The sequence below is a fragment of the Streptomyces sp. NBC_00483 genome (assembly GCF_036013745.1).
GTDB lineage: Bacteria > Actinomycetota > Actinomycetes > Streptomycetales > Streptomycetaceae > Streptomyces.
The window spans coordinates 416,636-437,120 of the sequence record NZ_CP107880.1 but is presented as its reverse complement, the minus strand read 5'-3'; the positions used below and the strand labels follow the sequence as shown (position 1 = coordinate 437,120).

The following is a 20,485-nucleotide window of genomic DNA, read 5'->3' as shown; positions in this document are numbered from 1 at the left end:
CCGCATGCAGGCATGGCAAGTGCACGAGAACGGCGAGCCGAGCGAGGTGATGCGCCTCGAAGAGGTGGAGCGTCCCGAGCCCGGTGAGGGGCAGGTTCTGCTCAAGGTGCGCGCCGCCAACATCAACTTCCCGGACGCCCTGCTGTGCAAGGGGCAGTACCAGGTGACACCGCCGCTGCCGTTCACGCCGGGCGTGGAGATTTGCGGTGAGACCGAGGACGGCCGCCGCGTCATCGCGAACCCGACGCTGCCGCGCGGCGGCCTCGCCGAGTACACGGTTGCCGACGCGAAGTCCCTGCTGCCCGCGCCCGATTCGCTCGACGACGCCGAGGTCGCCGCCCTGCACATCGGCTACCAGACCGGCTGGTTCGGCCTGCACCAGCGCGCCCACCTCCAGGCGGGCGAGACGCTCCTCGTGCACGCCGCCGCGGGCGGGGTCGGCAGCGCCGCCGTACAGCTCGGCAAGGCCGCGGGCGCCCGGGTCATCGGCGTCGCCGGCGGCCCCGAGAAGGCGAAGGTCGCGGCCGAGCTCGGCTGCGACGTCGTGATCGACCGGCGTTCCGAGGACGTCATCGCCGCCGTGAAGGAGGCCACCGGCGGCCACGGCGCCGACGTGATCTACGACCCGGTGGGTGGCGACGCGTACCGGCAGTCCACGAAGGTCGTCGCCTTCGAGGGCCGCATCGTCGTCGTCGGCTTCGCCTCCGGCGCCATCCCGACCGCCGCGCTCAACCACGCGCTCGTGAAGAACTACTCGATCCTCGGGCTGCACTGGGGCCTGTACGCCACCAAGAACCCGAAGCTCATCCCGCACTGCCACCAGAAGCTCACCGAGCTGGCCGCGAGCGGCGCCATCAAGCCCCTCGTCAGCGAGCGCGTCGACCTGAGCGACGCCGCGTCCGCCGTCCAGCGCGTCGCCGACGGCGTCACGACGGGCCGCGTCGTGGTGGTGCCGGGTCTGAACGCCCGCCAGCAGGAAGGAGCCGTCGCATGAGCCTCGACGCCGCCCAACTGAGGGACCGCACAAAGGAGTTCCTCACCGCGCATCCGCCCGCGAGCACGTCCCGCGAGGACTTCCTCAGCGCCCGCTTCGACGCCGGACTCGCCTGGGTGCACTACCCCGAGGGCCTCGGCGGTCTCGACGCGCCGCGCGCCCTCCAGGCCGTCGTCGAGGCCGAGCTGACGGCCGCGGGCGCGCCCGACAACAACCCGCGGCGCAACGGCATCGGGCTCGGCATGGCCGCCCCCACCATCCTGCGCTACGGCACCGAAGAGCAGAAGCAGCGCTTCCTCAAGCCGCTCTGGGTCGGTGAGGAGGTCTGGTGCCAGCTGTTCAGCGAGCCGGGCGCCGGCTCCGACCTGGCCGCACTGGGCACCCGCGCCGTCCGTGACGGAGACACCTGGGTCGTCAACGGCCAGAAGGTGTGGACGTCCAACGCGCACAACGCCCGCTTCGCGATCCTCGTCACCCGCACCGACCCGGACGTGCCCAAGCACAAGGGCATGACGTACTTCGTGTGCGACATGACCGACCCCGGCGTCGAGGTCCGGCCGCTGCGCCAGATCACCGGCGAGGCCGAGTTCAACGAGGTGTTCCTCTCCGACGTCCGGATTCCCGACGCCCACCGGCTCGGCGAGGTCGGCGACGGCTGGCGGGTCGCCCAGACCACCCTCAACAACGAGCGCGTCTCCATCGGCGGTATGCGCGTGCCGCGCGAGGGCGGGCTCGTCGGCATCGTCGCCAAGACCTGGCGCGAGCGCCCCGAACTGCGCACCCAGGACCTGCACCAGCGCCTCGTCAAGCTGTGGGTCGAGGCCGAGGTCGCCCGCCTCACGAGCGAGCGGCTGCGTCAGCAGCTCGTCGCCGGGCACCCCGGGCCCGAGGGCGCCGGCATGAAGCTCGGCTTCGCCCGCCTCAACCAGGAGATCAGCGGCCTGGAAGTCGAACTCCTCGGCGAGGAAGGGCTGTTGTACGACGACTGGACCCTGCGCAGGCCCGAGATCGTCGACTTCGCGGGCCGCGATGCCGGTTACCGGTATCTGCGCGCCAAGGGGAACAGCATCGAGGGCGGGACGAGCGAGATCCTGCTGAACATCGTCGCCGAGCGCGTCCTGGGCCTGCCGTCCGAGCCGCGCACCGACAAGGACGTCGCCTGGAAGGACCTCGCCCGATGACCACGACGACCACCACGAACACCGAACCCGACCTCCTCTACTCCGAGGAGGAGGAAGCGCTCCGCTCTGCGGTCCGCGACCTGCTCAGCGACCACTGCGACGCCACCGAGGTCCTCGCCCGCGTCGACACGGACGCGCCGCACGACCGCGAGCTGTGGAAGAACCTCGCCGAGACGATGGGTCTCGCCGGGCTCCTCGTCCCGGAGGACAAGGGCGGCCAGGGCGCCTCGCACCGCGAAGCGGCCGTCGTCCTGGAGGAGTTGGGCCGCGCCGTCGCCCCGGTGCCGTACCTGACCAGCGCCGTCATCGCCACGGAGGCGCTGCTCGCCTGCGAGGGCGACGAGGCGGCCACCGTCCTCGCCGCGCTCGCCTCCGGCCGCTCCATCGGCGTGCTCACCGTGCCGCTGTCGGCCGCGCCCGGGCAGGACTTCAGGGACGTACGAGAACAGGGCGGGGCCCTGACCGGCCGCGTCACCGGTGTCGCGGACGCGGGCGCCGCCGACGTGTTCCTCGTGCCCACCGCGAGCGGCCTGTTCGCGGTCGACGCGGGCGCCGAGGGTGTCACCGTCGAGCCGCAGGTCTCGCTGGACCGTACGCGTCCGCTGGCCGCCGTGACGTTCGCGGGGGCCGCCGGGCGAAAGCTGACCGACAGTGCGGCGACGGCGGTGCGGCGGGCGCTGCGGGCCGGTGCAGGGATGCTCGTGTCCGAGCAACTGGGGCTCGCGGACTGGCTGTTGACGGAGACCGTGCGTTACACGAAGGAGCGCAACCAGTTCAACCGGCCCGTCGGCTCCTTCCAGTCACTCAAGCACCGCCTCGCCCAGCTGTGGCTGGAAACGGTCAATAGCCGCGCCGCCGCGCGCAATGCGGCCGACGCTCTCGCCGCGAACAGCGAGGACGCGGACATCGCGGTCGCCGTCGCCCAGGCGTACGCGGCACCCGTCGCGGTGCACGCCGCCGAGGAGGCGCTGCAGCTGCACGGCGGCATCGGCATGACGTGGGAGCACCCGATCCACCTATACCTCAAGCGCGCCAAGGCCGACTCGATCGCGCTCGGCACGGCGGGCCGGCACCGGGAGGAGCTGGCCGAACTGGTCGACCTGCGCGCTCCCTGAGGGAAGCCGCTACGCACACAACTTCACAGCCGGGGTTTTACCTCTCCTTGACGAGATGGCATTATTGCGACTCGTTCGCAATAACGGCTGATCTTGAATAGGGGTGGGTCACGTGGCCAGGCCGGCACGGAGCGCGACAGCAGGGGCAGCGGTCACCGCACTGGCGGTGGCCGCTGCGGCCTGCGCGGCGCCGAACGACGACGCCAAGAGTGGCGGCACTGACAGCGCCGTCGTCGGCATCGCCTACGAGCCCGACAGCCTCAGCCCGCTCCTCGGCTACGGCAAGGACGGCAACTCGAAGATCTTCGACGGACTGCTCACGCACGACGCCGACATGAAGCTCAAGCCCGCGCTCGCGGCCGAGCTGCCGAAGGTCACCGACGACGGCCGCACCTACACGTACAAGCTGCGCGACGGCGTGAAGTTCAGCGACGGCAAGCCGTTCACGTCGAAGGACGTCGTCTTCACCTACGACACGATCCTCGACAAGAAGACCAACAACGCTTCCAAGGCCGAGCTGGACGCCGTGCGGGACGTCGAGGCGAAGGGCGACGACACCGTCGTCTTCCACCTCAAGTACCCCTACGCGCCGTTCGCCGAGCGCACCGTCCTGCCCATCGCGCCCCAGCACGTTGCGGGTCAACAGGATGTGAACAACGGCAGGTTCACCACCAGGCCGATCGGCACGGGCCCGTACAAGCTGGTGAAGTGGTCGAAGGGTGAGAAGCTCGTCTTCAAGGCCAACCCCGACTACTGGGGCGGCGCACCGAAGATCAAGAACTTCACCATGGCGATCATCAAGGACGACGACGTGCGCGCCACCCGGCTGCGCTCCGGCGACCTCGACGGCGCCATCCTGCCGCCCAACCTGGCCAAGACCTTCAAGGCCGACACCGCCAAGAAGACCTACGCGGCGAACTCCTTCGACTACCGCGTCGTCACCCTGCCGACCGGCAACAAGGTGGCCGGTGACACCGACATCCGCCGCGCCCTCGACATCGGCGTGGACCGCAAGGCCATGGTCGACCAGATCCTGGAGGGCGCGGGCAAGGCGGCCTACGGGCCCGTGCCCACCGACAGCCCGTGGTTCACCAAGGGCACCGAGCGCGAGCACGACCTCGCGAAGGCCAAGAAGCTCCTCGACCAGGCGGGTTGGAAGACCGGAGCCGACGGCATCCGTAAGAAGGACGGCGTCCGCGCCGCCTTCCCGCTCTGGTACCTCGCCGGCGACAAGCTCCGCCAGGACCACGCCCTCGCCTACGCCTCCGACGCCAAGAAGCTCGGCATCGACGTCAAGGTCGAGAGCGGCACCTGGGAAGTCATCATGCCCCGCATGCCCAAGGACGCGGTCCTCGCGGGCGGCGGCGCGCCCGCCGACCCCGACTTCGACCAGTACTCGCTGCTCAAGTCCTCCCTCGCGGGCAACGGCTTCAACAACATGGCGCACTACGACAACAAGAAGGTCGACGCCGCCCTGGAGGACGCCCGCCGCACCGACGACAAGGCGAAGCGGCAGGCCGCGTACGACACCGTCCAGCGCGCACTCGTGAACGACCCCGGCTACACCTTCCTCACCCACATCGACCACCTCTACGTAGTCGACAAGAAGTTCGGCGACCTCTCCACGCAGGTCGAGCCGCACGACCACGGTCTTGCCTCTGGGCCGTGGTGGAACGTGGAGGACTGGAAGGCATGAGCAGGCGGCTCCCCTGGGGGCCGATGGCGCGCCTGACGGGCCGGCGGATCGCGTTCGCCGTGCCCGTCCTCGCCGCCGTCACCTTCGGCGTCTTCGCGATCGCCGCGGCCTCCCCCTTCGATCCGGTCAAGGCGTACGCGGGCACGGCCGGGCTCACCGCGTCACAGGAGAACCTCGACCAGCTGCGGGCAAATCTCGGCGTCGACCAGCCGCTGTTCGCCCGCTGGTGGGACTGGCTCACGTCCGCGGTCACCGGCGACCTCGGCGACTCGGCCGTCATGCGGCAGCCGGTCGCCCAGGTGATCGGCGAGCGGCTCGGCTGGTCGGTCCTGCTGGCAGCCACCGCGTTCCTCGTCGCGGTCGTCCTCGGCACGCTCCTCGGCGTCCTGGCCGCGCGCCGGCAGGGCGGCTGGCTCGACCGGGCCGTCACCTCGCTCGCGTACACGCTGGAGGCCGCGCCCCCGTTCTGGCTCGGCCTGCTCGCCGTGTGGCTGTTCGCGCTGAAACTCGGCGTACTGCCGGCCGGCGGGCTCACCGACACGGGCTCCTCGACGATCACCGCCGGGCAGGTGCTGTCCCATCTCGCGCTGCCCGCTGGTGTGTTGGCGGTCTCGCAGCTGCCGTGGTTCGTCCTGTACGTCCGTCAGGGCGTCGGCGACGCGCTCGACGAGGACCCCGTGCGCGGGGCCAGGGCGCGCGGACTCGCGCCGCGCACCGTCCTGTTCGGGCACGCGCTGCGCTCCGGCATGCTGCCCGTGCTCACGCTCATCGGGTCACGGGTGCCCGAACTCATCACGGGGGCGCTGCTCGTGGAGACCGTGTTCAGCTGGCCGGGCATCGCCGCCGCGACCGTGCAGGCGGCCACGTCCGTGGACTTCCCGCTGCTCGCCGCCGTCACCGTCCTCGCGACCCTCGCCGTGCTCGCCGGCAACTGGGCCGCCGACCTGCTGTACGGCATCGCCGATCCGAGAGTGGGCTTCGATGGCTGAGCAAGCAGTTGGCGCTGCCCGAGCAGTGGCAGGACAGGCCCCGCAATGGCGCACGCACGGAGTGCGGCGCCGCTCCACGCGCGCGTGGCGGATACGTACGTCCGCGGTGATCGTGTCCGTGGTCGTCCTCGCCGTGCTGCTTGTGCCGCCGCTGACTCAACTGGACCAGCAGGCCGTCGACCTCGCCGCGAAGCTCCAACCACCGTCCTGGGCGCACCCGTTCGGTACCGACGACGTCGGCCGCGACCTGTTGCTGCGCAGCGTGTACGGGCTGCGGGTCTCGCTGCTCGTCGGTGTGGTGGCCGCGGTCGTGGCGACCGTCATCGGCACCGCCGTCGGGGCGCTCGCGGGCGCGCTCGGCGGCTGGGTGGACCGGGGCGTGATGCGCGTGGTGGACACCTTCTCGTCGGTGCCGCACCTGCTGCTCGGCGTCTTCATCGTGGCGATGTTCCGGCCGGGGGTCTGGCCGGTCGTGATCTCGGTGGGCCTGACGCACTGGCTGTCGACGGCCCGCATCGTGCGCGCCGAAGTCCTGTCGCTGCGCTCACGGCCCTACGTCGACGCGGCGATCTCCGGCGGATCGTCACGGTGGCGGGTGACGGCCCGACACCTCCTGCCCGGCGTCCTGCCGCAGGCGGCGCTCGCCGCGGTGCTGATGGTCCCGCACGCGATCTGGCACGAATCCGCCCTGTCCTTCCTCGGGTTGGGCCTGCCCACCCACCAGGCCAGCCTCGGCACGCTCGTCCAGACGGCGCGCGGCTCGCTGCTCGCGGGCGACTGGTGGCCGACCCTCTTCCCCGGCCTGTTCATCATCGTGCCGACGCTGGCCATCGCGGGCCTCGCGGGTGCCTGGCGCGAACGCCTGAACCCCCGCCGCCGATCGGAGCTGACCCTGTGACCACGGTGCTTTCGGTGGACTCCCTGTCCGTACGGTTCCGGATGCGCGACGGCGCGTACGTACGGGCCGTCGGCGACGCCTCCTTCGACCTCGGGGCGGGGGAGTGCCTGGCCCTCGTGGGCGAGAGCGGCTGCGGAAAATCGGTGCTGGCCTCCGCGCTCCTCGGCCTGCTGCCGCAGAACGCGGAGACGGCGGGCTCGGCGCGCCTCGGCGACCTCGACCTGATGGCGGCCGACGAGGCGACGCTCGCGCGCACGGTGCGGGGCCGCCGGATCGGCCTGGTGCCGCAGAGCCCGGCCGCGCACCTCACCCCGGTCCGCACGGTGCGCTCACAACTGGGCGAGGTACTGAGGCAGTTGGCGGGCGTGCCGCGTCGCGGCCCGCGGCTGCAGGAAGCCGTCCGGCAGGCAGCCGAGCGTGCCGCCTTCCCGCTGGACCATCTCGACCGCTACCCCCACGAACTCTCCGGCGGACTCGCGCAGCGCGCCGCGACCGCGCTCGCCCTCGTGGGGGACGCTCCGCTGCTCCTCGCCGACGAGCCGACCACCGGCCTCGACCGCGACCTCGTCGAGCGGACCGTCGAGGAACTGCGCCGCCACATCGGCACCGACCGGGCGCTGCTGCTGATCACGCACGACCTCGCGGCGGCGGAGCGGATCGCGGACCGGGTGGCGGTGATGTACGCGAGCAGCATCGTCGAACTGGCCGACGCGGACGCCTTCTTCGGGGCGCGCGGCCCCCGCCACCCGTATGCACGGGGCCTCCTGAACGCCCTGCCCGACCGCGAGTTCACCCCGATCCCCGGGATGCCACCGGAACTGAGCGCGCTGGGGGAGGGCTGCGCGTTCGCCGCGCGCTGCACGGGCGCCGACGGCCTGTGCGCGGCGATGCCGGCGGTCACGGACGGCGTGGCCTGCCACCACCCCGTACCGGCCCACCAGGAGGCCACCCGTGCTTGAACTGCACGCCATCACCGCGGGCTACGACCGACGAGCCCCGGTCGTCCGCGACGTGACCCTGACCGTCCGCCCCGGCGAGAGCGTCGGACTCCTCGGCCCCAGCGGCTGCGGCAAGTCGACCCTCGCCCGCGTCGCGGCGCTGCTGCACGCCCCGGACGATGGGCACGTCGTCATCGACGGCGAACCGGCCCAAGGTTGGCGCCACCGAGCCCCACGCGCACAACGCACCGCGTTCGGCGTCGTCTTCCAACAACCACGCCTGTCCGCCGACCCGCGCCTGCGCCTTTCCGACCTGATCGCGGAACCCCTGCGCGCGAACGGCGCCGACCACGCGGCGCGGGTGAGCGAACTGGCGGACACGGTCGGCCTGTCCACCGACCTCCTGACCCGCCGCCCCCACGAGGTCAGCGACGGTCAACTCCAACGCGCCTGCCTCGCCCGCGCCCTCACCCTGCGCCCCCGTTGGCTGATCTGCGACGAGATGACCGCCATGCTCGACGCGTCGACCACGGCCGCGCTGGTGGGCGTGGTGGAGGACTACCGGCGGGAGACCGGGGCGGGGCTGCTGGCCGTGGGGCACGACCGGGTGCTCCTGGAGCGGTGGTGCGGGCGGACGGTGGAGTGGGGGGAGCTGGTGGGGGCGTAGGCGGGTTCGCCTGTCTGTGGCGGTGACAGCAGCAGCGACGGCCTCCTGAACCCGAAGATGGGCGTCTTCTACGTCGCCGTCCTGCCTCAGTTCATCCCCCAGGCACGCCGGCCGCTTGACCGGATCACCGGCACCGTCATCGGCGTCTTCGGTATCAGGCTGGCACTCAGCAGCTGACGCTCCGAGACGACGCCGGCGCATGAGCCGTTCGTGACGAGGCGGGCGGCGGCTACGTGACTCGCTCGGCCTCGGCGACCAGTACCTCCGCGTCGCGCCGCAGCCGGGTCCGTAGCCGCGCCCACGACTCCTCCGCCTCGCCCAGATACACCGCGCGGGCATGCGCCAGCACCGCGCGGTTCTCCTCCGGGAGTCGAGCCAGGGCCCAGTCCGCCGCCGCGTCCTTCGAGAGGATCTCGCCGGTCGCGAGGGTGGCCCAGACGCGGGCCAGTGTCAGGACCACATTGCGGGTGTCCGTCTCCAACTCCTCGAGGAGCGCCGGGATCCCGGCCACGGTCGCGCGGCGCACATCGGATTCCGGAACCGGATCGAGCAGTTCGGTGGCGGGCGGCCCGAACAGGGCGACACCGCGCTGTCGCACCATCGTGACCAGCAGCGCCAGGTCCTCGTCCGCCTCGGGCCGCGGCGTATCTCCGCGCTCGTACGCGTCCCGGAGCCATTCGCCGTACTGGAACTCCCGCACCGGCGGAAACCGCCAGGGCCGCACATCGGCGAGCTGTACGAGCGTCAACTCCACCGGACGGTCCGGGCCGTGTGCCGCACCCGCACCGGACAGGTTCATCAGCCCGCCGACGAGATGCGCGCGCTGGTCGGGGGTCGTGGAAGCGCCCGTCACGGCGAGCACGTCCACGTCGCTGTGGGGGCGCAGGCCGCCGGAGACCGCCGAGCCGTAGAGGTATGCGGCCACCAGATCCGGCCCGAGCACCTCCCGCAGCACCTCCACCACGCACTCCACCTGGCGCACGGCCGACTCCCTTCGCTTTCCGTCGATCCTTCGCCCGCCCCCGTCATCATGCACGCCCGTGACCAGTGGGTTGTGGTGGCCCCGCGGTGAACCGGGGGTGCCAGTCGCGCCAACTCCCGTCACACCTCTGCCCCTTGATGACCCGCGCCCCGCATACTCACCGTGTCCCACCGGCCCACCACGGGAGGCACGCATGGCCCCGACCACCCGCCGCAGAGCCCTCGGTACCCTCGCCGCCGCGCTCGCCGTCGGTGTCACCACCCCCAACCTGGCCCAGGCCGCCGCGGCCAAGCGCGGCCCCGCGCCCCTGCGGCGCGCCCACGCCCACAACGACTACGAGCACCCGAGACCCCTGTTCGACGCGCTCGACCAGCGGTTCAACAGCGTCGAGGCCGACATCTACCTCGTGAACGGCGACCTCCTCGTCGCCCACGACCCCGTCGACCTCGACCCCGCGCGCACCCTCGACTCCCTCTACCTCGCCCCGCTCGCCGCCCGCGTGAAGTCCAACCACGGTTCGGTGTACCGGGGTTGGCGCACCCCGCTGCAGCTCCTCGTCGACATCAAGACCGACGGCGCGGCGACGTACCAGGAACTCGACCGCCAATTGCGCCGCTACGGCCGCCTCTTCACCACGTACGACCGCGGGCGCGTGCGGAGCGGAGCCGTCACCGTCGTCGTCTCCGGCGACCGGGCCGCCCGCCCGCCGATGGAGGCGCAGGCCAGGCGCAGCGCCTTCTACGACGGCCGCCTCACCGACCTCGGCAGCGCGGCGCCCGCCTCGCTCATCCCGCTCATCAGCGACAACTGGGCCAACAACTTCGCCTGGCGAGGGAGCGGGCCGATGCCCGCCGCCGAACGCGACAAGCTGCGCGGGATCGTCGGCGCCGCCCACGCGCGCGGCCAGCGCGTCCGCTTCTGGGAGACACCCGATGTCGCCGGGCCCGAACGCGACGCCGTCTGGGCCGAATTGATCGCCGCCGACGTCGACCACCTCAACACGGACGATCTCGCGGGGCTGCGGGCGTTCCTGGAGGCGCACGACAAGGTGCACGCCGCAGCTCACGGCAAGGGTTCCGGCCGGTGACCCCGGGTTAACACCCGTTCGGGGGACAGGTCATGCCCCGGTCGGCGCCCTCCGCTGCGTCACACTTGCGGCCGATAGCCACGGTGTTGACGTGGCGGAGGAGGTTCGGCGATGTCTCTGTCCATTTCCGTGGTGCTGTTGCTGCTCATCGTCGCGGTGATCTTCCTGCGCAACGGAGCGATGAAGTTCTCGCACGCGCTCGTCTGCGTCCTGCTCGGCTTCCTGCTCGCGGGCACCGACGCGGCGCCGACCATCCACGACGGCATCAATTCCACCGCGGGGCTGGTCAGCAGCCTCAGCCCGTGAGGCAACCGGCTCAGCATGCCGGGCAATTGAAGACAACCCGAAGCTGGTGCAGTCGGAGTCCGGTATGACGAACGACCGGACAGTGGTGTTCTGCGCCCCCCCCCGGTCGCCCGGACGAACCTCAGCGGTTCCGTCCGGGCGACCGTCCGTTGTGGGCTACTTCCTGGCCGAGAATACCCCTATCCCGTTCGCGACCGCCCGCTCCGGCGGGTCGCTTGGGTGGTTGCGGACCGACACCGTGGGCGCGCCGGGTGCGCGTGCCACGAGGGTCGACGAACCGCCGCCGTCCAGGCTGAACGCGTCGTCCGAGCCCAAGGACCGCATCGTGGCGGCCACTTCGGTCATCGACATGCCGGTGCGGTAGGCGGGCGCGCCGTCCAGGGCCAGCAGGATCAGCTCATGGCCGCCGTCCCCGATGCCCGCCGCCGTGCGCACCGCCGACGTCGTCGCGTCCAGGCCAGGCAGTGGTGCGCCGTCCCGCAGCACGGGATACCCGCCGATCGCGAAGCGGTACGGGATGTGCGAGCGCGCGGCGACGAGCCGGTGGTGGACCGCGACCGGCTCACCCGGTGACAGCTTGCGCAGCCACTGCGCCCCGGCCTCCCTGCCGACCAGGACCGTGGTGTCGGCCGCTATGGGACCGCTGCCGGGTGTGTCGGCCGACGACACGACGCGCCCGTGCCGCACCGTCACCTCGTACGTGTCCGTGGTGCAGGGAGCCGCCCGCTGGGTGTCGGTGCCGCAGGTGGCACGCACCCGCGACACGCTGCCCCAGTCGGACGTGAACGCCCCGACCGAGCCGACCGGCAGCGCGTACTGGTTCAGCCCGCCCAGCGGCATGCGGTCGTCCCGGGTACGTATCGAGCCGTCGAGCTCCAGGCTGTCGAGGCGGGCCCGCCGGTCGACCCCGACGCCGAGGACGTCCCGGGTGGAGGTGCCGGGCGGCAGGGCCGGGCCGAAGCGCTGCCCGTCCGGCACGGCCGCCTTGAGCGTGTGCCCGCGGGTGATGGCCGGGCCGACGGAGGCGCCGGTGACCTCGACGCCCGGATGCTGGGTCTCCGAGATGTTGAAGAAGTCCCCGTTGACCCCGCCGACGGCGCCGGCCGTGTCGGACATCGAGGAGACGGTGGCGCGGGCCCCGACCGCGCCGGGGTGCAGGAGGTCGACCCGCACGCGCGGGTCGGTCAGATCGACGGTGAGGACATGGGCGTGTGCGGTGCCCTTGGCGGCGGGAACGTCGAACTCCGTGTACGTGACGCCCGGAGCGACCCGCTCGCCCGAAGCGGCGCCGGCCGGCGCCGCACCCGTCAGGGCGGCACCGGCCAGCATCGAAGCGACCCCGAGGGCCGCAAGGACTCTTCTGCCTCGCTTGCCAACTCTCGTCTGCATGCGGGGAGTTCAGCAGACGCGGGGTCGCACGTCGATGGCTAGGTACCGACCAACCGGGAACGGATCAAGAAACGTACGCCTTCGGGTGCTTCGAGGGAGAAGCCGCTGCCGCGTCCCTCGACGACGTCGACGATGAGCCGCGTATGGCTCCACACCTCGTACTGGCTCTTGGACATCCAGAACGAGACCGGCTCCGCCACCCCCTCCACCACGAGATCGGCGAGCAGCACATCGGAGGCTCCCGTGCGGAACTCGCCCGCCAAATAGCACATCGGTGCACTGCCGTCGCAGCAGCCACCGGACTGGTGGAACATCAGCGGACCGTGGGCCTCGTGCAGCCGCCGCACCAGCTCGGCGGCCGCGTCCGTCAGCTCCACGCGGGGTACGTCGGTCATGTCACCCAGTCAAAGGGGTGGGACGTTGCGACCACGTTGCACGCGCGACACGGACCCCGGCATAAGCTCCCCACATGGAACAGAGGGAGATCATTCTGCGGGCCATCGGCGTGCTCACCGAGACGCACGAGATGGTGCGCAGGCTCAGCGACGGCGAGGCACTCGACACCGACTTGACGCAACTGGGGCGGCTCGTGTCGGAGGTGTTCCCGACCATCGAGATCCCGTCGGGGGCCACTGCGGAGGAGGCGGCCGAACTGGCCATCGCCGCGCTGATGCCGGCGAGCGTGTCGCTCGTGGAGGCGTTCGCGTTCCTCTTCACGCAGCTCGCCAAGGTCCACGACGAGGGCCGCATCGACGTCAACTCCAGTGAGCTGCTGCAGGAGATCGCGCTGCGGATGTCCGATCCGGGCGCGGCGGAGGCAGAGGAGGAGTGAGGGGAGCGGGCGCCCGCCCCGTGCGGGCGCCCGACCGACTGGCCATCAATGCCGTCGGGGACCTACTTCTGCGGCCCCCGGAAGCGTCCGAACGCCTTGCCGAGGGTGCCGAACGGTGAGGCGTCCTTGGCGTCCGGGTCCGTCGGCGCCTGCGCCGGGGCGTCGCCGCGCGGCACCTCGGCGAGCGCGGCGCGTGCCGCCTCGGCCGCCTCGCGGTAGCTGTCCCGGGACCTGGTCATCGCGTCGAGCGCCTCGGCGTACTTCGTGACCATGTCCTGCGCGTGCGTCAGCTCCTCGTCGGGCGTGAGCAGATGCCAGCCGTCGCGCAGACGTGTGAGGGCCTGCTGCGCCTCGTCGGTCAGCGGCCGCGGGAACGCGGTGAACTCCCGGATCCGGTCGATCAGTTCGGTCGGCTCGCTGCCGTCGAGGAACACGCTGCGCACGGTGAAACGGTCCGCCGCATAGTCCGGGTGCGGCGGCGTGGTCGGCAGCACGATGCCGCCGCCGCGCGGCATCCCGGCCTTGAAGTCCTTGCGCAGCCCGAAGTCCACGATCTGCGCCTGGTCGGGCGTCGCCCGGTGCTCGATCACCCGGTGCTGCAGGCTCGGCGGCAGATGCTGCGTGATCGACTGCTGGCCGCGGGCGTCCGGCGTCATCGCCTCGTGGATGACGACATGCACGTACCAGCTGGAGCGCGAGCAGTCCTTGAGGAGGCGGCGCAGCGCGTCGTCGTCCTTGGGGAGGTGGTTCGGGGCCCGCAGGCGCAGCCCCGCCACCGTGTCGTGGTCCCAGGGCACCCGGTCGCTGTCCGGCCAGAACATCGGCGCGGGCGACGGCCAGGCCAGCTCCCAGGCCCGCTCCGCCTCCGCGGCGAGAATCCAGGTGACGCCTTCGGAGTCCTTGGCGCGGGTGTCGGGGTCGTACGTCGTGAGCTGGCCGCGCACGGTGACGTTCTCGGCGACGCGCCAGCGCGCCTCGAACACCCGGCGGGCGCCGGGTCCTGGACCGGCCTCCTCCGCGCGCGGGTGCAGCACGGTGGACCGCGCCGCGTCCTCGGGATCGAGGTCGAGGAAGTCGTCGAGCACACCCGCCGCCTTGAGGGCGATCAGGTTGCGCCGGACGTCGCGCTCGGGATCGGGCCCGAGGTGGCGTCCGCGTCCGAGCCAGGCGGTGTCGGGGACGGGTGTCGGGAGTGAGTTCTTCTTCGCCATGGAGTCGTTCTGTGAGTGATCGGGGCGCGACCAGTATGGGTCCGTGGGCGCGCGAGGGCCAGGGCAGGGTGGTCCGGTGTCGGGATTGTCGCGCGTACGCGCCCGATTCGCCCCTCGTGTACCCCGGCGTGGCGCGTCCGATCACGTACGCTCGCCGAATGGCCAGGTACTACGACGTGCACCCAGCAAACCCGCAAGCGCGCCTGATCTCCGCGATCGCCGACGGCATCCGCGACAGCGCGCTTGTCGCCTACCCCACGGACTCCTGCTACGCGCTCGGCTGCCGGCTCGGCAACCGGGCGGGAGTCGACCGGATCCGCACCATCCGGCAGCTCGACGATCGGCACCACTTCACACTGGTCTGTCAGGATTTCGCCCAGCTCGGCAGGTTCGTCCAGATCGACAACGACGTGTTCCGCGCCATCAAGGCGGCCACGCCCGGCAGTTACACCTTCATCCTGCCCGCGACGCGCGAGGTGCCGCGGCAGCTGCAGCACCCGAAGAAGAAGACCGTGGGCGTGCGCATCCCCGACCACGTGGTGACGCAGGCCCTGCTCGCCGAGCTCGGCGAGCCGCTGCTGTCCAGCACGCTGCTGCTGCCCGGCGAGGAGGAGCCGCTCACCCAGGGCTGGGAGATCAAGGAGCAGCTCGACCACCAGGTGGACGCCGTCGTGGACTCCGGCGACTGCGGCACCGTGCCCACCACGGTCATCGACTTCTCCGGCGGGGAGGCCGAGATCGTACGGCGCGGGGCCGGGGACACCGAGCGCTTCGAGTGACGCGGGTCGAGTGAGGGTGAGGCGGTCCGGGTGACTCAGTCCGGCGACGTCGTGCCCAGATAGCGGATGTGCGGGCGGGCGCCGGGGCGGGTGACCTCGGCGCGCACCCCGTACACGTCGGCGATCAGTTCCTCGGTCAGCACGTCGCCCGGCTCCCCGGCCGCCACCACCCGGCCCTCGCACAGCACGACGACCCGCGCGCAGTAGGTGGCGGCGAGGTTCAGATCGTGCAGGGCGACGACGGACGTGATGCCCAGCGTGCCGATCAGGTCGAGGAGTTCGAGCTGGTGCTGGATGTCGAGGTGGTTCGTCGGCTCGTCGAGCAGCAGCTCGCGCGGCTCCTGCGCGAGCGCCCGCGCGATCTGCACCCGCTGGCGTTCGCCGCCGGACAGCGTGTGCCACAGGCGGTGCGCCCGGTCGGCGAGCCCGCTGCGCTCCAGGGCGGAGCGCACGGCGGCCTCGTCCGCCGCCGACGCGGGCTGCCAGGCGCGGCGGTGCGGGACCCGGCCCAGGCGTACGACGTCGGCGACGGTCAACTCGACCTGGGCGTCGGACTGTTGCTGCACCATGGCGATGCGCCGCGCGGCCTGCCTGCGGCCCACCGAGGCGAGCGGGTCACCGTCGAGCGTGACGACGCCGCTGGCCGGGGCGAGCACCCCGGACAGCAGGCGCAACAGGGTCGACTTGCCCGAGCCGTTGGGGCCGAGGACGCCGGTGACGGTCCCGGGCTCCGGCGCCACCGACACCCCGTCGAGCACCAGCGCGCCACCCGGCGACCACGACACGCGCTCCGCGCGCAGCCCCGCCGTCACCGCACACCCCGCCCGCGGTACAGCACCAGCACGAACGCCGGCACACCGATCAACGAGGTCACCACACCCACCGGAACCTCCTGAGGTTCGAGGACCGTCCGCGCCACCGTGTCCACCCACACCAGGAACACCGCTCCCGCGAGCGCCGTCACCGGCAGCAGCCGGGTGTGCCCCGGACCGACCAGGGCGCGCGCCGCGTGCGGCAGCACCAGGCCGACGAAGCCGATCGCCCCCGCCGCGCTGACCAGGGCCGCCGTAAGGAGTGCCGTCACGCACAGCAGCACGATCCGGGTGCGGGCCACCCGCACGCCGAGAGAGGCCGCCGCCTCCGCGCCGAAGGCGAACGCGTCGAGGGTGCGCCCGTAGGCCAGGCACACCACGAGCGTGACGGCGAGCACGGCCAGGCACATCCACACCTCGGTCCAGCCGACTCCGCTGAGCGAGCCGAGCAGCCAGAACAGCACGCCGCGCGTCGTCTCCGCGTCCGCAGAAGTCAGTACGACGAACGAGGTCAGCGCCGAGAACAGCTGCATCGCGGCGACCCCGCACAGCACCACCCGGTCCGTGCTGCCGCCCAGCGTGTGACTGAGTACCAGGACCAGCGCGAACGAACAGACGGCGCCGACGAACGCGCCACCGGACACCGAGACGGCGCCCCCGCCGAGCCCGAGCACCACGACGAGCACGGCCCCGGTCGAAGCGCCCGACGAGACGCCGAGCACGAACGGATCGGCCAGCGGATTGCGCAGCAGCGCCTGAAGCACCGTGCCGCACACCGCGAGCCCCGCCCCGCACACCGCCGCGAGCAGCGTCCGCGGCAGCCGCAGATTCCATACGATGCCGTCCCGGATCGGCGAGAGATCCGAGGTCGCCAGACCCATCCGGTCGCCCACCGCAGCCCACACGTCACCGACCTGGATCTGCGCGGGACCGAGGGTGATGGCGAAGGCGACGGAGGCGCACAGCGCGGCGATACCGGCCGCCCAGGCGAGCGTGGCGCGAAGAGAGACCCGCGAAGAAGCCTTCGGGGGCGCCGCCGTCACCGCAGGAGCCGGAACCGTGCGAGCCGTCACTGGGCGAGGCCGAACTCGCGCAGCCCCGCGGCGACCTTCTCCACGCCGTCGACTGTGCGGATGGTCGGGTTCATCGCCTGCCCACTCAGGCGCACGTACCGCTTCTTCTTCACGGCGGTCATGTGCTTGGTGACCGGGTTGGACTCCAGGAACTTGATCTTCTGTGCGGCCGACTCCGCCGACTGCGAGCGGCGCGTCAGATCGCCGATCACCAGCACGTCAGGATCCCGGTCCGCGACCGTCTCCCAGTTGACCTGCGGCCACTCCGCACGCGTGTCGTCGAAGACATTGCGCGCCCCGAGCTCCTTGGTGACGACGCCGGGGGCGCCGCAACAGCCCGCCATGTAGGGCGAGTCGGAGTTCGCGAACCAGTACAGGACGTCCACGCCGTGCGCGTCGACCCCCGAAGTGGCGGTGCGGACTCGTGACTTGAGCTTGTCGATCAGCTTGTCGCCGCGCTCCTCGACGTCGAAGACGCGCGCCAGATCGCGGATCTCGCCGTACACGACGTCGAGCCCGAGGGCCTTGGTCCGCACCCCGTCACCGTCGCCGCCGTTGTCCTTGCCCGCACAGTCGCTGGGGGAGAGGTACGTGGGCACGCCGAGCTTCTCGAACTCCTCGCGCGGCGCCACACCGCCCTTGCCGAGGGTGTACGTGAACGAGGCCGCGGCGAAGTCCGGTTCGGTGCCGAGGACCTTCTCGAACGACGGGTAGCGGTCGGCCAGGCGCGGCACCTTCGCGTTGGCCTTCGCCAGGTCCTTGGGGACCGGGTCGGTCCAGGTGCCGGTGCCGACCATCCGGTCCTCGAGGCCGAGCGAGAGCATGATCTCGGCGGAGCCCTGGTCGAGGGCGACGGCGCGACGCGGGGCGTGCTCGACCCGCACCTTCTTGCCGCAGTTGTCGAGCGTGACACCGCCGCCCTTGTCGGCGCCGTCCTCGGTGGCGGCGGTCGTGCCGCACCCGGTGAGCAGCAGGGCGCCCGCCAACAGGGGTGCGCATCGGCGGAGTTGACGTGCGAACAGCACGGAAGTTCCTTCGCGTCCAGGGCTCATACGCGGAGCCGGCCTACGGTCCGCCCCCGTGCCACGCGGCACTGGAGGCCGCCAGCAGGTCTTCGGACTCGGGGTCGTCCGCGCGAAGCGCCTTCCCGGGTCGATGTGCCGACCCAGTGGCAGTGGCTCCGCCCGTCACCCTCACCGCTGCGCGTCAGTTCCGGGTTCGCACCGGATTCCCTGACCCGTGTGCGTAGAAAAACACACAAAGGTACGACTGGCTCGGCGAAACTATCACGCGGAGGCGATCGTGGTCCCGGCGGCGGTGCCGGAGCCGGTCAGCGGCCCTCGTTGAGCGCGTCCACCGCGCCCTGCGCGTCCCCGATCGTCGCGTAGTCCACGGCGACGAAGTTCACCGGCCTGCCGCGCTCGCGTTCGCAGCGGTGCGCCCGGTCGAGGACGTAGCGGCGGGCGTTGACCTCGCCCGCGTCGATGCGGCTGCCGCCGTTGTTGGTGATGAAGTGGTTGAGGAGGAACAGCCGTTTGTCGTCGCCGCCGCGGTGGGGGACGCAGCTCATCTGGTCCGGGGAGCGGAAGGAGAACGGCGTCTCCATGCCGTAGCGGTAGAAGTTGCGGTACCAGGAGGCCGGGGTGTCCGCCTTCTCGGCGAAGACGACCAGGCGGCGGCCGCTGTCGATCATCTCGCCGAGCGTCGGCCAGGGCTTCGCCGGATCGGCGTCGGGACGGTGGACCAGCTTGTCCAACCCGGCCTGGTGGAAGGCCTTTCGGGTGTCCTCGGCGGAGATCGCGTCCTGGACGATCAGGGTGACCACTTCGTTCGGGTGGTCCTTCATCCAGTCGCCGATCTCGCGCAGCGTCGGCACCAGGGAGATCGCCCCGGCCCTGCACACCGCGTGGCACAGCCACAGCCCCTTGCGCGGCGGATTGATCCGGTTGACCGCGGACCTCACCAGCGCCTGCTGCTCGGCCGTGAAGTCGGAGTTGTCCAGACGCTCGGTGATCTCCTCGGGAGTCTCCCAGCGGTAGGTGTCCAGCTGCATCGCGCGCACCCCGTGGTCCAGCTGCGTGCTGATGGGCGGGTCCTGCAGCGGCCCGATGAAGTGGTCGGCGGTCGTCGACATCGCATTGTGCGAGGTCAGATACGCGACCTCGTCATAGGGGCGGTCGCACAGCTCGGTGCTGCCCTCGCACTCGCGGGCCGCCGCGGGGGAGGCGGCCAGCGGCATCAGCACCATCCCCGCGACCGCCAGGCACGTCGCCCCGAACCCCAGGCCGACCGCCCGCCGCGGCGACCCGAGCCGCTCCCGCGCCACCCGCGGGACCCGGCCCACCCGCTCCGAGCGGGCGAGTAGGCCGACCCCGGCGAGCAGCGCTCCGGCGAGTACCGGGACGAGTGCGGCCCACAGCGCCGTGCTGGTGAGGTGACCGACGGCGGCGCGCTGCACGTCGTCGACGAGGCGGGTGAGGCTCGGCGGCCACGAGTCGGGAGGCGCCACGAGCTGCCCGTCCGTGACCAGGCGCGTCACCCAGGCGGCCAGCGCGGCGAGCACCCCGCCCGCCACCAAGGGAATCCCGAGCAGGATCAGCCGGCGCCCCGGCTGCTGCGGACCGAGCAGCCACAGCGCCGTGAGGGACAGCAACAGCAGTACCGCCGCGACGACTTCGAGCACCCCGAGGCCGACCGCCGTGTACGGGCGCGCCTCGTGCAGGCCCGAGAGATCGTTGCCGGACGCCTCGAGGGTGTCGGTCAGGTCCCAGGTGCCGCCGTCGACGAGCGTCCGGAGCTGGGCCGCGGCGCCCTGGACGCGGTCCGTGACGGTGGCCGGGGCGACGGCGGCGAGCGCGGTGCCGACGTCCCCGTCCGCGAGCGCCGTCTCGACCTCCGGTCGCAGTTCCGCGCGCTCCCCGGCCGGTACGAGGGCGAGCAGCGTGTCGGCGACGCGGCCCGCCTGGTCCGGCGTCAGCGGCAGCTGCGGCAGGCCTTCGGGCGCCCGCCCGGCGGCCAGTTCTCGCACCTCGTCGGCGAGCGTCGCCCGGAACCGGTCGAAGTCGGGCTCGGACCGGTTCTGGACGCCCGCGACGAGATCGCCGAAGTAGGTGTGCGCGAGGCCGTCGAGATTGGCGAGGACCGGGCGCAGGTCGACGACGAGGCGCAGGTCGTCACGGTCGCCGTTCAGATAGCCGACCACCGCGTCGATCTGCTGCCGGGTCAGGTCGCGCAGCGTGTCCGGCGGCAGGACCAGCTTGATGTTGGAGGTGATCTGGGCCTCCGGCACCGCGAGCCGGGCCAGCAGGTCGCGGGTGACCGGGGAGGCCTCCGGGTCCACCAGGACCTCGTTGTAGAGCCGGTCGTAGGCGTGCTGCTCGTCGAGGACCGCGGCGTGGAAGCCGGGGTCGAGCAGCGTGCCGCGGACGGTGGCCGTGACGCACACGGTCAGCGTGGCGGCAGCGGCCACGACGAGGGCCACGGCGCGGAGCAGCGTATGGAGCGTGCCCTTCTCCATGGCGTCGACGGTACCGGTC

20 protein-coding genes and 1 riboswitch are annotated in these 20,485 nt (G+C 71.9%); of the genes, 12 read left to right on the top strand and 8 right to left on the bottom strand.

The window, feature by feature from the left end:
• Nucleotides 1–4 precede the first annotated feature (4 nt).
• The 8 genes from OHA73_RS02105 (at nucleotide 5) to OHA73_RS02070 (ending at nucleotide 8,478) form a co-directional block, all read left to right on the top strand.
• Nucleotides 5–994: an NADPH:quinone oxidoreductase family protein gene (locus OHA73_RS02105; protein WP_327653952.1), complete on the top strand. Its 990-nt coding sequence runs from the start codon at nucleotides 5–7 to the stop codon at nucleotides 992–994.
• Nucleotides 991–2,175 carry an acyl-CoA dehydrogenase family protein gene (locus OHA73_RS02100; RefSeq protein ID WP_327653951.1) on the top strand — a complete coding sequence of 395 codons (1,185 nt, stop codon included), beginning with the start codon at nucleotides 991–993 and terminating at the stop codon, nucleotides 2,173–2,175. Before OHA73_RS02105 ends, OHA73_RS02100 begins: the two co-directional genes overlap by 4 nt.
• Nucleotides 2,172–3,290 (top strand): acyl-CoA dehydrogenase family protein, encoded by a 1,119-nt coding sequence (locus tag OHA73_RS02095; protein ID WP_327653950.1) that lies wholly within the window; start codon nucleotides 2,172–2,174, stop codon nucleotides 3,288–3,290. Before OHA73_RS02100 ends, OHA73_RS02095 begins: the two co-directional genes overlap by 4 nt.
• Nucleotides 3,291–3,402: 112 nt before the next feature.
• Nucleotides 3,403–4,986 (top strand): ABC transporter substrate-binding protein, encoded by a 1,584-nt coding sequence (locus OHA73_RS02090; protein ID WP_327653949.1) that lies wholly within the window; start codon nucleotides 3,403–3,405, stop codon nucleotides 4,984–4,986.
• On the top strand, nucleotides 4,983–5,975 hold the full coding sequence (locus OHA73_RS02085) for an ABC transporter permease (RefSeq protein WP_267072408.1): 993 nt from the start codon (nucleotides 4,983–4,985) through the stop codon (nucleotides 5,973–5,975). Before OHA73_RS02090 ends, OHA73_RS02085 begins: the two co-directional genes overlap by 4 nt.
• Nucleotides 5,968–6,873, top strand: coding sequence for an ABC transporter permease (locus OHA73_RS02080; RefSeq protein ID WP_327653948.1), 906 nt, complete (start codon nucleotides 5,968–5,970; stop codon nucleotides 6,871–6,873). The genes OHA73_RS02085 and OHA73_RS02080 overlap by 8 nt, the downstream gene beginning before the upstream one ends.
• 41 nt (nucleotides 6,874–6,914) lie before the next feature.
• Nucleotides 6,915–7,832 carry an ABC transporter ATP-binding protein gene (locus tag OHA73_RS02075; RefSeq protein ID WP_327658384.1) on the top strand — a complete coding sequence of 306 codons (918 nt, stop codon included), beginning with the start codon at nucleotides 6,915–6,917 and terminating at the stop codon, nucleotides 7,830–7,832.
• Nucleotides 7,825–8,478 (top strand): ABC transporter ATP-binding protein, encoded by a 654-nt coding sequence (locus OHA73_RS02070; protein ID WP_327653947.1) that lies wholly within the window; start codon nucleotides 7,825–7,827, stop codon nucleotides 8,476–8,478. The genes OHA73_RS02075 and OHA73_RS02070 overlap by 8 nt, the downstream gene beginning before the upstream one ends.
• A 229-nt stretch (nucleotides 8,479–8,707) precedes the next feature.
• Here the strand turns inward: OHA73_RS02070 and OHA73_RS02060 are convergent, their stop codons facing one another.
• Nucleotides 8,708–9,460, bottom strand: coding sequence for an aminoglycoside adenylyltransferase family protein (locus tag OHA73_RS02060; protein ID WP_327653946.1), 753 nt, complete (start codon nucleotides 9,458–9,460; stop codon nucleotides 8,708–8,710).
• 193 nt (nucleotides 9,461–9,653) lie between these two features.
• Between OHA73_RS02060 and OHA73_RS02055 the strand changes: the two genes are divergently transcribed.
• Together OHA73_RS02055 and OHA73_RS02050 are read left to right on the top strand one after the other, a co-directional pair.
• Entirely contained in the window at nucleotides 9,654–10,547 is an 894-nt protein-coding gene (locus OHA73_RS02055; protein ID WP_327653945.1) for a phosphatidylinositol-specific phospholipase C/glycerophosphodiester phosphodiesterase family protein, read from the top strand.
• Between the two features lie 111 nt (nucleotides 10,548–10,658).
• Nucleotides 10,659–10,853 (top strand): hypothetical protein, encoded by a 195-nt coding sequence (locus OHA73_RS02050; protein WP_266717957.1) that lies wholly within the window; start codon nucleotides 10,659–10,661, stop codon nucleotides 10,851–10,853.
• A gap of 156 nt (nucleotides 10,854–11,009) precedes the next feature.
• On the opposite strand, the gene OHA73_RS02045 is transcribed toward OHA73_RS02050, so the two are convergent.
• A complete protein-coding gene (locus OHA73_RS02045) occupies nucleotides 11,010–12,242 on the bottom strand; it encodes a phosphodiester glycosidase family protein (RefSeq protein ID WP_443063020.1) in 1,233 nt (410 codons plus the stop codon).
• A gap of 38 nt (nucleotides 12,243–12,280) precedes the next feature.
• Nucleotides 12,281–12,637, bottom strand: coding sequence for a DUF779 domain-containing protein (locus OHA73_RS02040; protein ID WP_266717959.1), 357 nt, complete (start codon nucleotides 12,635–12,637; stop codon nucleotides 12,281–12,283).
• A 74-nt stretch (nucleotides 12,638–12,711) separates the two neighbouring features.
• Here OHA73_RS02040 and OHA73_RS02035 point away from each other — a divergent pair, with 74 nt between their 5' ends.
• Nucleotides 12,712–13,074 carry a hypothetical protein gene (locus OHA73_RS02035; RefSeq protein WP_266717960.1) on the top strand — a complete coding sequence of 121 codons (363 nt, stop codon included), beginning with the start codon at nucleotides 12,712–12,714 and terminating at the stop codon, nucleotides 13,072–13,074.
• A gap of 62 nt (nucleotides 13,075–13,136) precedes the next feature.
• On the opposite strand, the gene OHA73_RS02030 is transcribed toward OHA73_RS02035, so the two are convergent.
• Nucleotides 13,137–14,285, bottom strand: a complete 1,149-nt coding sequence (locus OHA73_RS02030; protein WP_266717962.1) for a hypothetical protein — start codon at nucleotides 14,283–14,285, stop codon at nucleotides 13,137–13,139.
• A 158-nt stretch (nucleotides 14,286–14,443) separates the two neighbouring features.
• On the opposite strand from OHA73_RS02030, the gene OHA73_RS02025 reads away from it, so the two are divergent.
• The gene (locus tag OHA73_RS02025) at nucleotides 14,444–15,064 is read left to right on the top strand and encodes an L-threonylcarbamoyladenylate synthase (protein ID WP_266717964.1); all 621 of its coding nucleotides are present in this window, start codon (nucleotides 14,444–14,446) and stop codon (nucleotides 15,062–15,064) included.
• Nucleotides 15,065–15,099: 35 nt separating this feature from the next.
• Here OHA73_RS02025 and OHA73_RS02020 read toward each other — a convergent pair whose 3' ends face one another.
• From OHA73_RS02020 to OHA73_RS02005, 4 genes are all read right to left on the bottom strand, one after another.
• Complete coding sequence (locus OHA73_RS02020; RefSeq protein ID WP_327653944.1) at nucleotides 15,100–15,876, bottom strand: ABC transporter ATP-binding protein; 777 nt, start codon at nucleotides 15,874–15,876, stop codon at nucleotides 15,100–15,102.
• Nucleotides 15,873–16,919 (bottom strand): FecCD family ABC transporter permease, encoded by a 1,047-nt coding sequence (locus OHA73_RS02015; protein WP_443063194.1) that lies wholly within the window; start codon nucleotides 16,917–16,919, stop codon nucleotides 15,873–15,875. The genes OHA73_RS02020 and OHA73_RS02015 overlap by 4 nt, the downstream gene beginning before the upstream one ends.
• 26 nt (nucleotides 16,920–16,945) lie before the next feature.
• Complete coding sequence (locus OHA73_RS02010; protein WP_327653943.1) at nucleotides 16,946–18,001, bottom strand: ABC transporter substrate-binding protein; 1,056 nt, start codon at nucleotides 17,999–18,001, stop codon at nucleotides 16,946–16,948.
• Nucleotides 18,002–18,037: 36 nt separating this feature from the next.
• A riboswitch (cobalamin riboswitch) is annotated at nucleotides 18,038–18,227 on the bottom strand.
• A gap of 52 nt (nucleotides 18,228–18,279) precedes the next feature.
• The gene (locus tag OHA73_RS02005; protein ID WP_327653942.1) at nucleotides 18,280–20,466 is read right to left on the bottom strand and encodes a hypothetical protein; all 2,187 of its coding nucleotides are present in this window, start codon (nucleotides 20,464–20,466) and stop codon (nucleotides 18,280–18,282) included.
• Between the last annotated feature and the right edge of the window lie 19 nt (nucleotides 20,467–20,485).

Excerpts from the sequence above, each read along its gene's own strand:
- OHA73_RS02105 (WP_327653952.1), top strand. The coding sequence starts at position 5 with ATGCAGGCATGGCAAGTGCACGAGAACGGCGAGCCGAGCGAGGTGATG.
- OHA73_RS02100 (WP_327653951.1), top strand. The coding sequence starts at position 991 with ATGAGCCTCGACGCCGCCCAACTGAGGGACCGCACAAAGGAGTTCCTC.
- OHA73_RS02095 (WP_327653950.1), top strand. The coding sequence starts at position 2,172 with ATGACCACGACGACCACCACGAACACCGAACCCGACCTCCTCTACTCC.
- OHA73_RS02085 (WP_267072408.1), top strand. The coding sequence starts at position 4,983 with ATGAGCAGGCGGCTCCCCTGGGGGCCGATGGCGCGCCTGACGGGCCGG.
- OHA73_RS02080 (WP_327653948.1), top strand. The coding sequence starts at position 5,968 with ATGGCTGAGCAAGCAGTTGGCGCTGCCCGAGCAGTGGCAGGACAGGCC.
- OHA73_RS02075 (WP_327658384.1), top strand. The coding sequence starts at position 6,915 with ATGCGCGACGGCGCGTACGTACGGGCCGTCGGCGACGCCTCCTTCGAC.
- OHA73_RS02055 (WP_327653945.1), top strand. The coding sequence starts at position 9,654 with ATGGCCCCGACCACCCGCCGCAGAGCCCTCGGTACCCTCGCCGCCGCG.
- OHA73_RS02050 (WP_266717957.1), top strand. The coding sequence starts at position 10,659 with ATGTCTCTGTCCATTTCCGTGGTGCTGTTGCTGCTCATCGTCGCGGTG.
- OHA73_RS02045 (WP_443063020.1), bottom strand. The coding sequence starts at position 12,242 with ATGCAGACGAGAGTTGGCAAGCGAGGCAGAAGAGTCCTTGCGGCCCTC.
- OHA73_RS02040 (WP_266717959.1), bottom strand. The coding sequence starts at position 12,637 with ATGACCGACGTACCCCGCGTGGAGCTGACGGACGCGGCCGCCGAGCTG.
- OHA73_RS02035 (WP_266717960.1), top strand. The coding sequence starts at position 12,712 with ATGGAACAGAGGGAGATCATTCTGCGGGCCATCGGCGTGCTCACCGAG.
- OHA73_RS02030 (WP_266717962.1), bottom strand. The coding sequence starts at position 14,285 with ATGGCGAAGAAGAACTCACTCCCGACACCCGTCCCCGACACCGCCTGG.
- OHA73_RS02025 (WP_266717964.1), top strand. The coding sequence starts at position 14,444 with ATGGCCAGGTACTACGACGTGCACCCAGCAAACCCGCAAGCGCGCCTG.
- OHA73_RS02010 (WP_327653943.1), bottom strand. The coding sequence starts at position 18,001 with ATGAGCCCTGGACGCGAAGGAACTTCCGTGCTGTTCGCACGTCAACTC.
- OHA73_RS02005 (WP_327653942.1), bottom strand. The coding sequence starts at position 20,466 with ATGGAGAAGGGCACGCTCCATACGCTGCTCCGCGCCGTGGCCCTCGTC.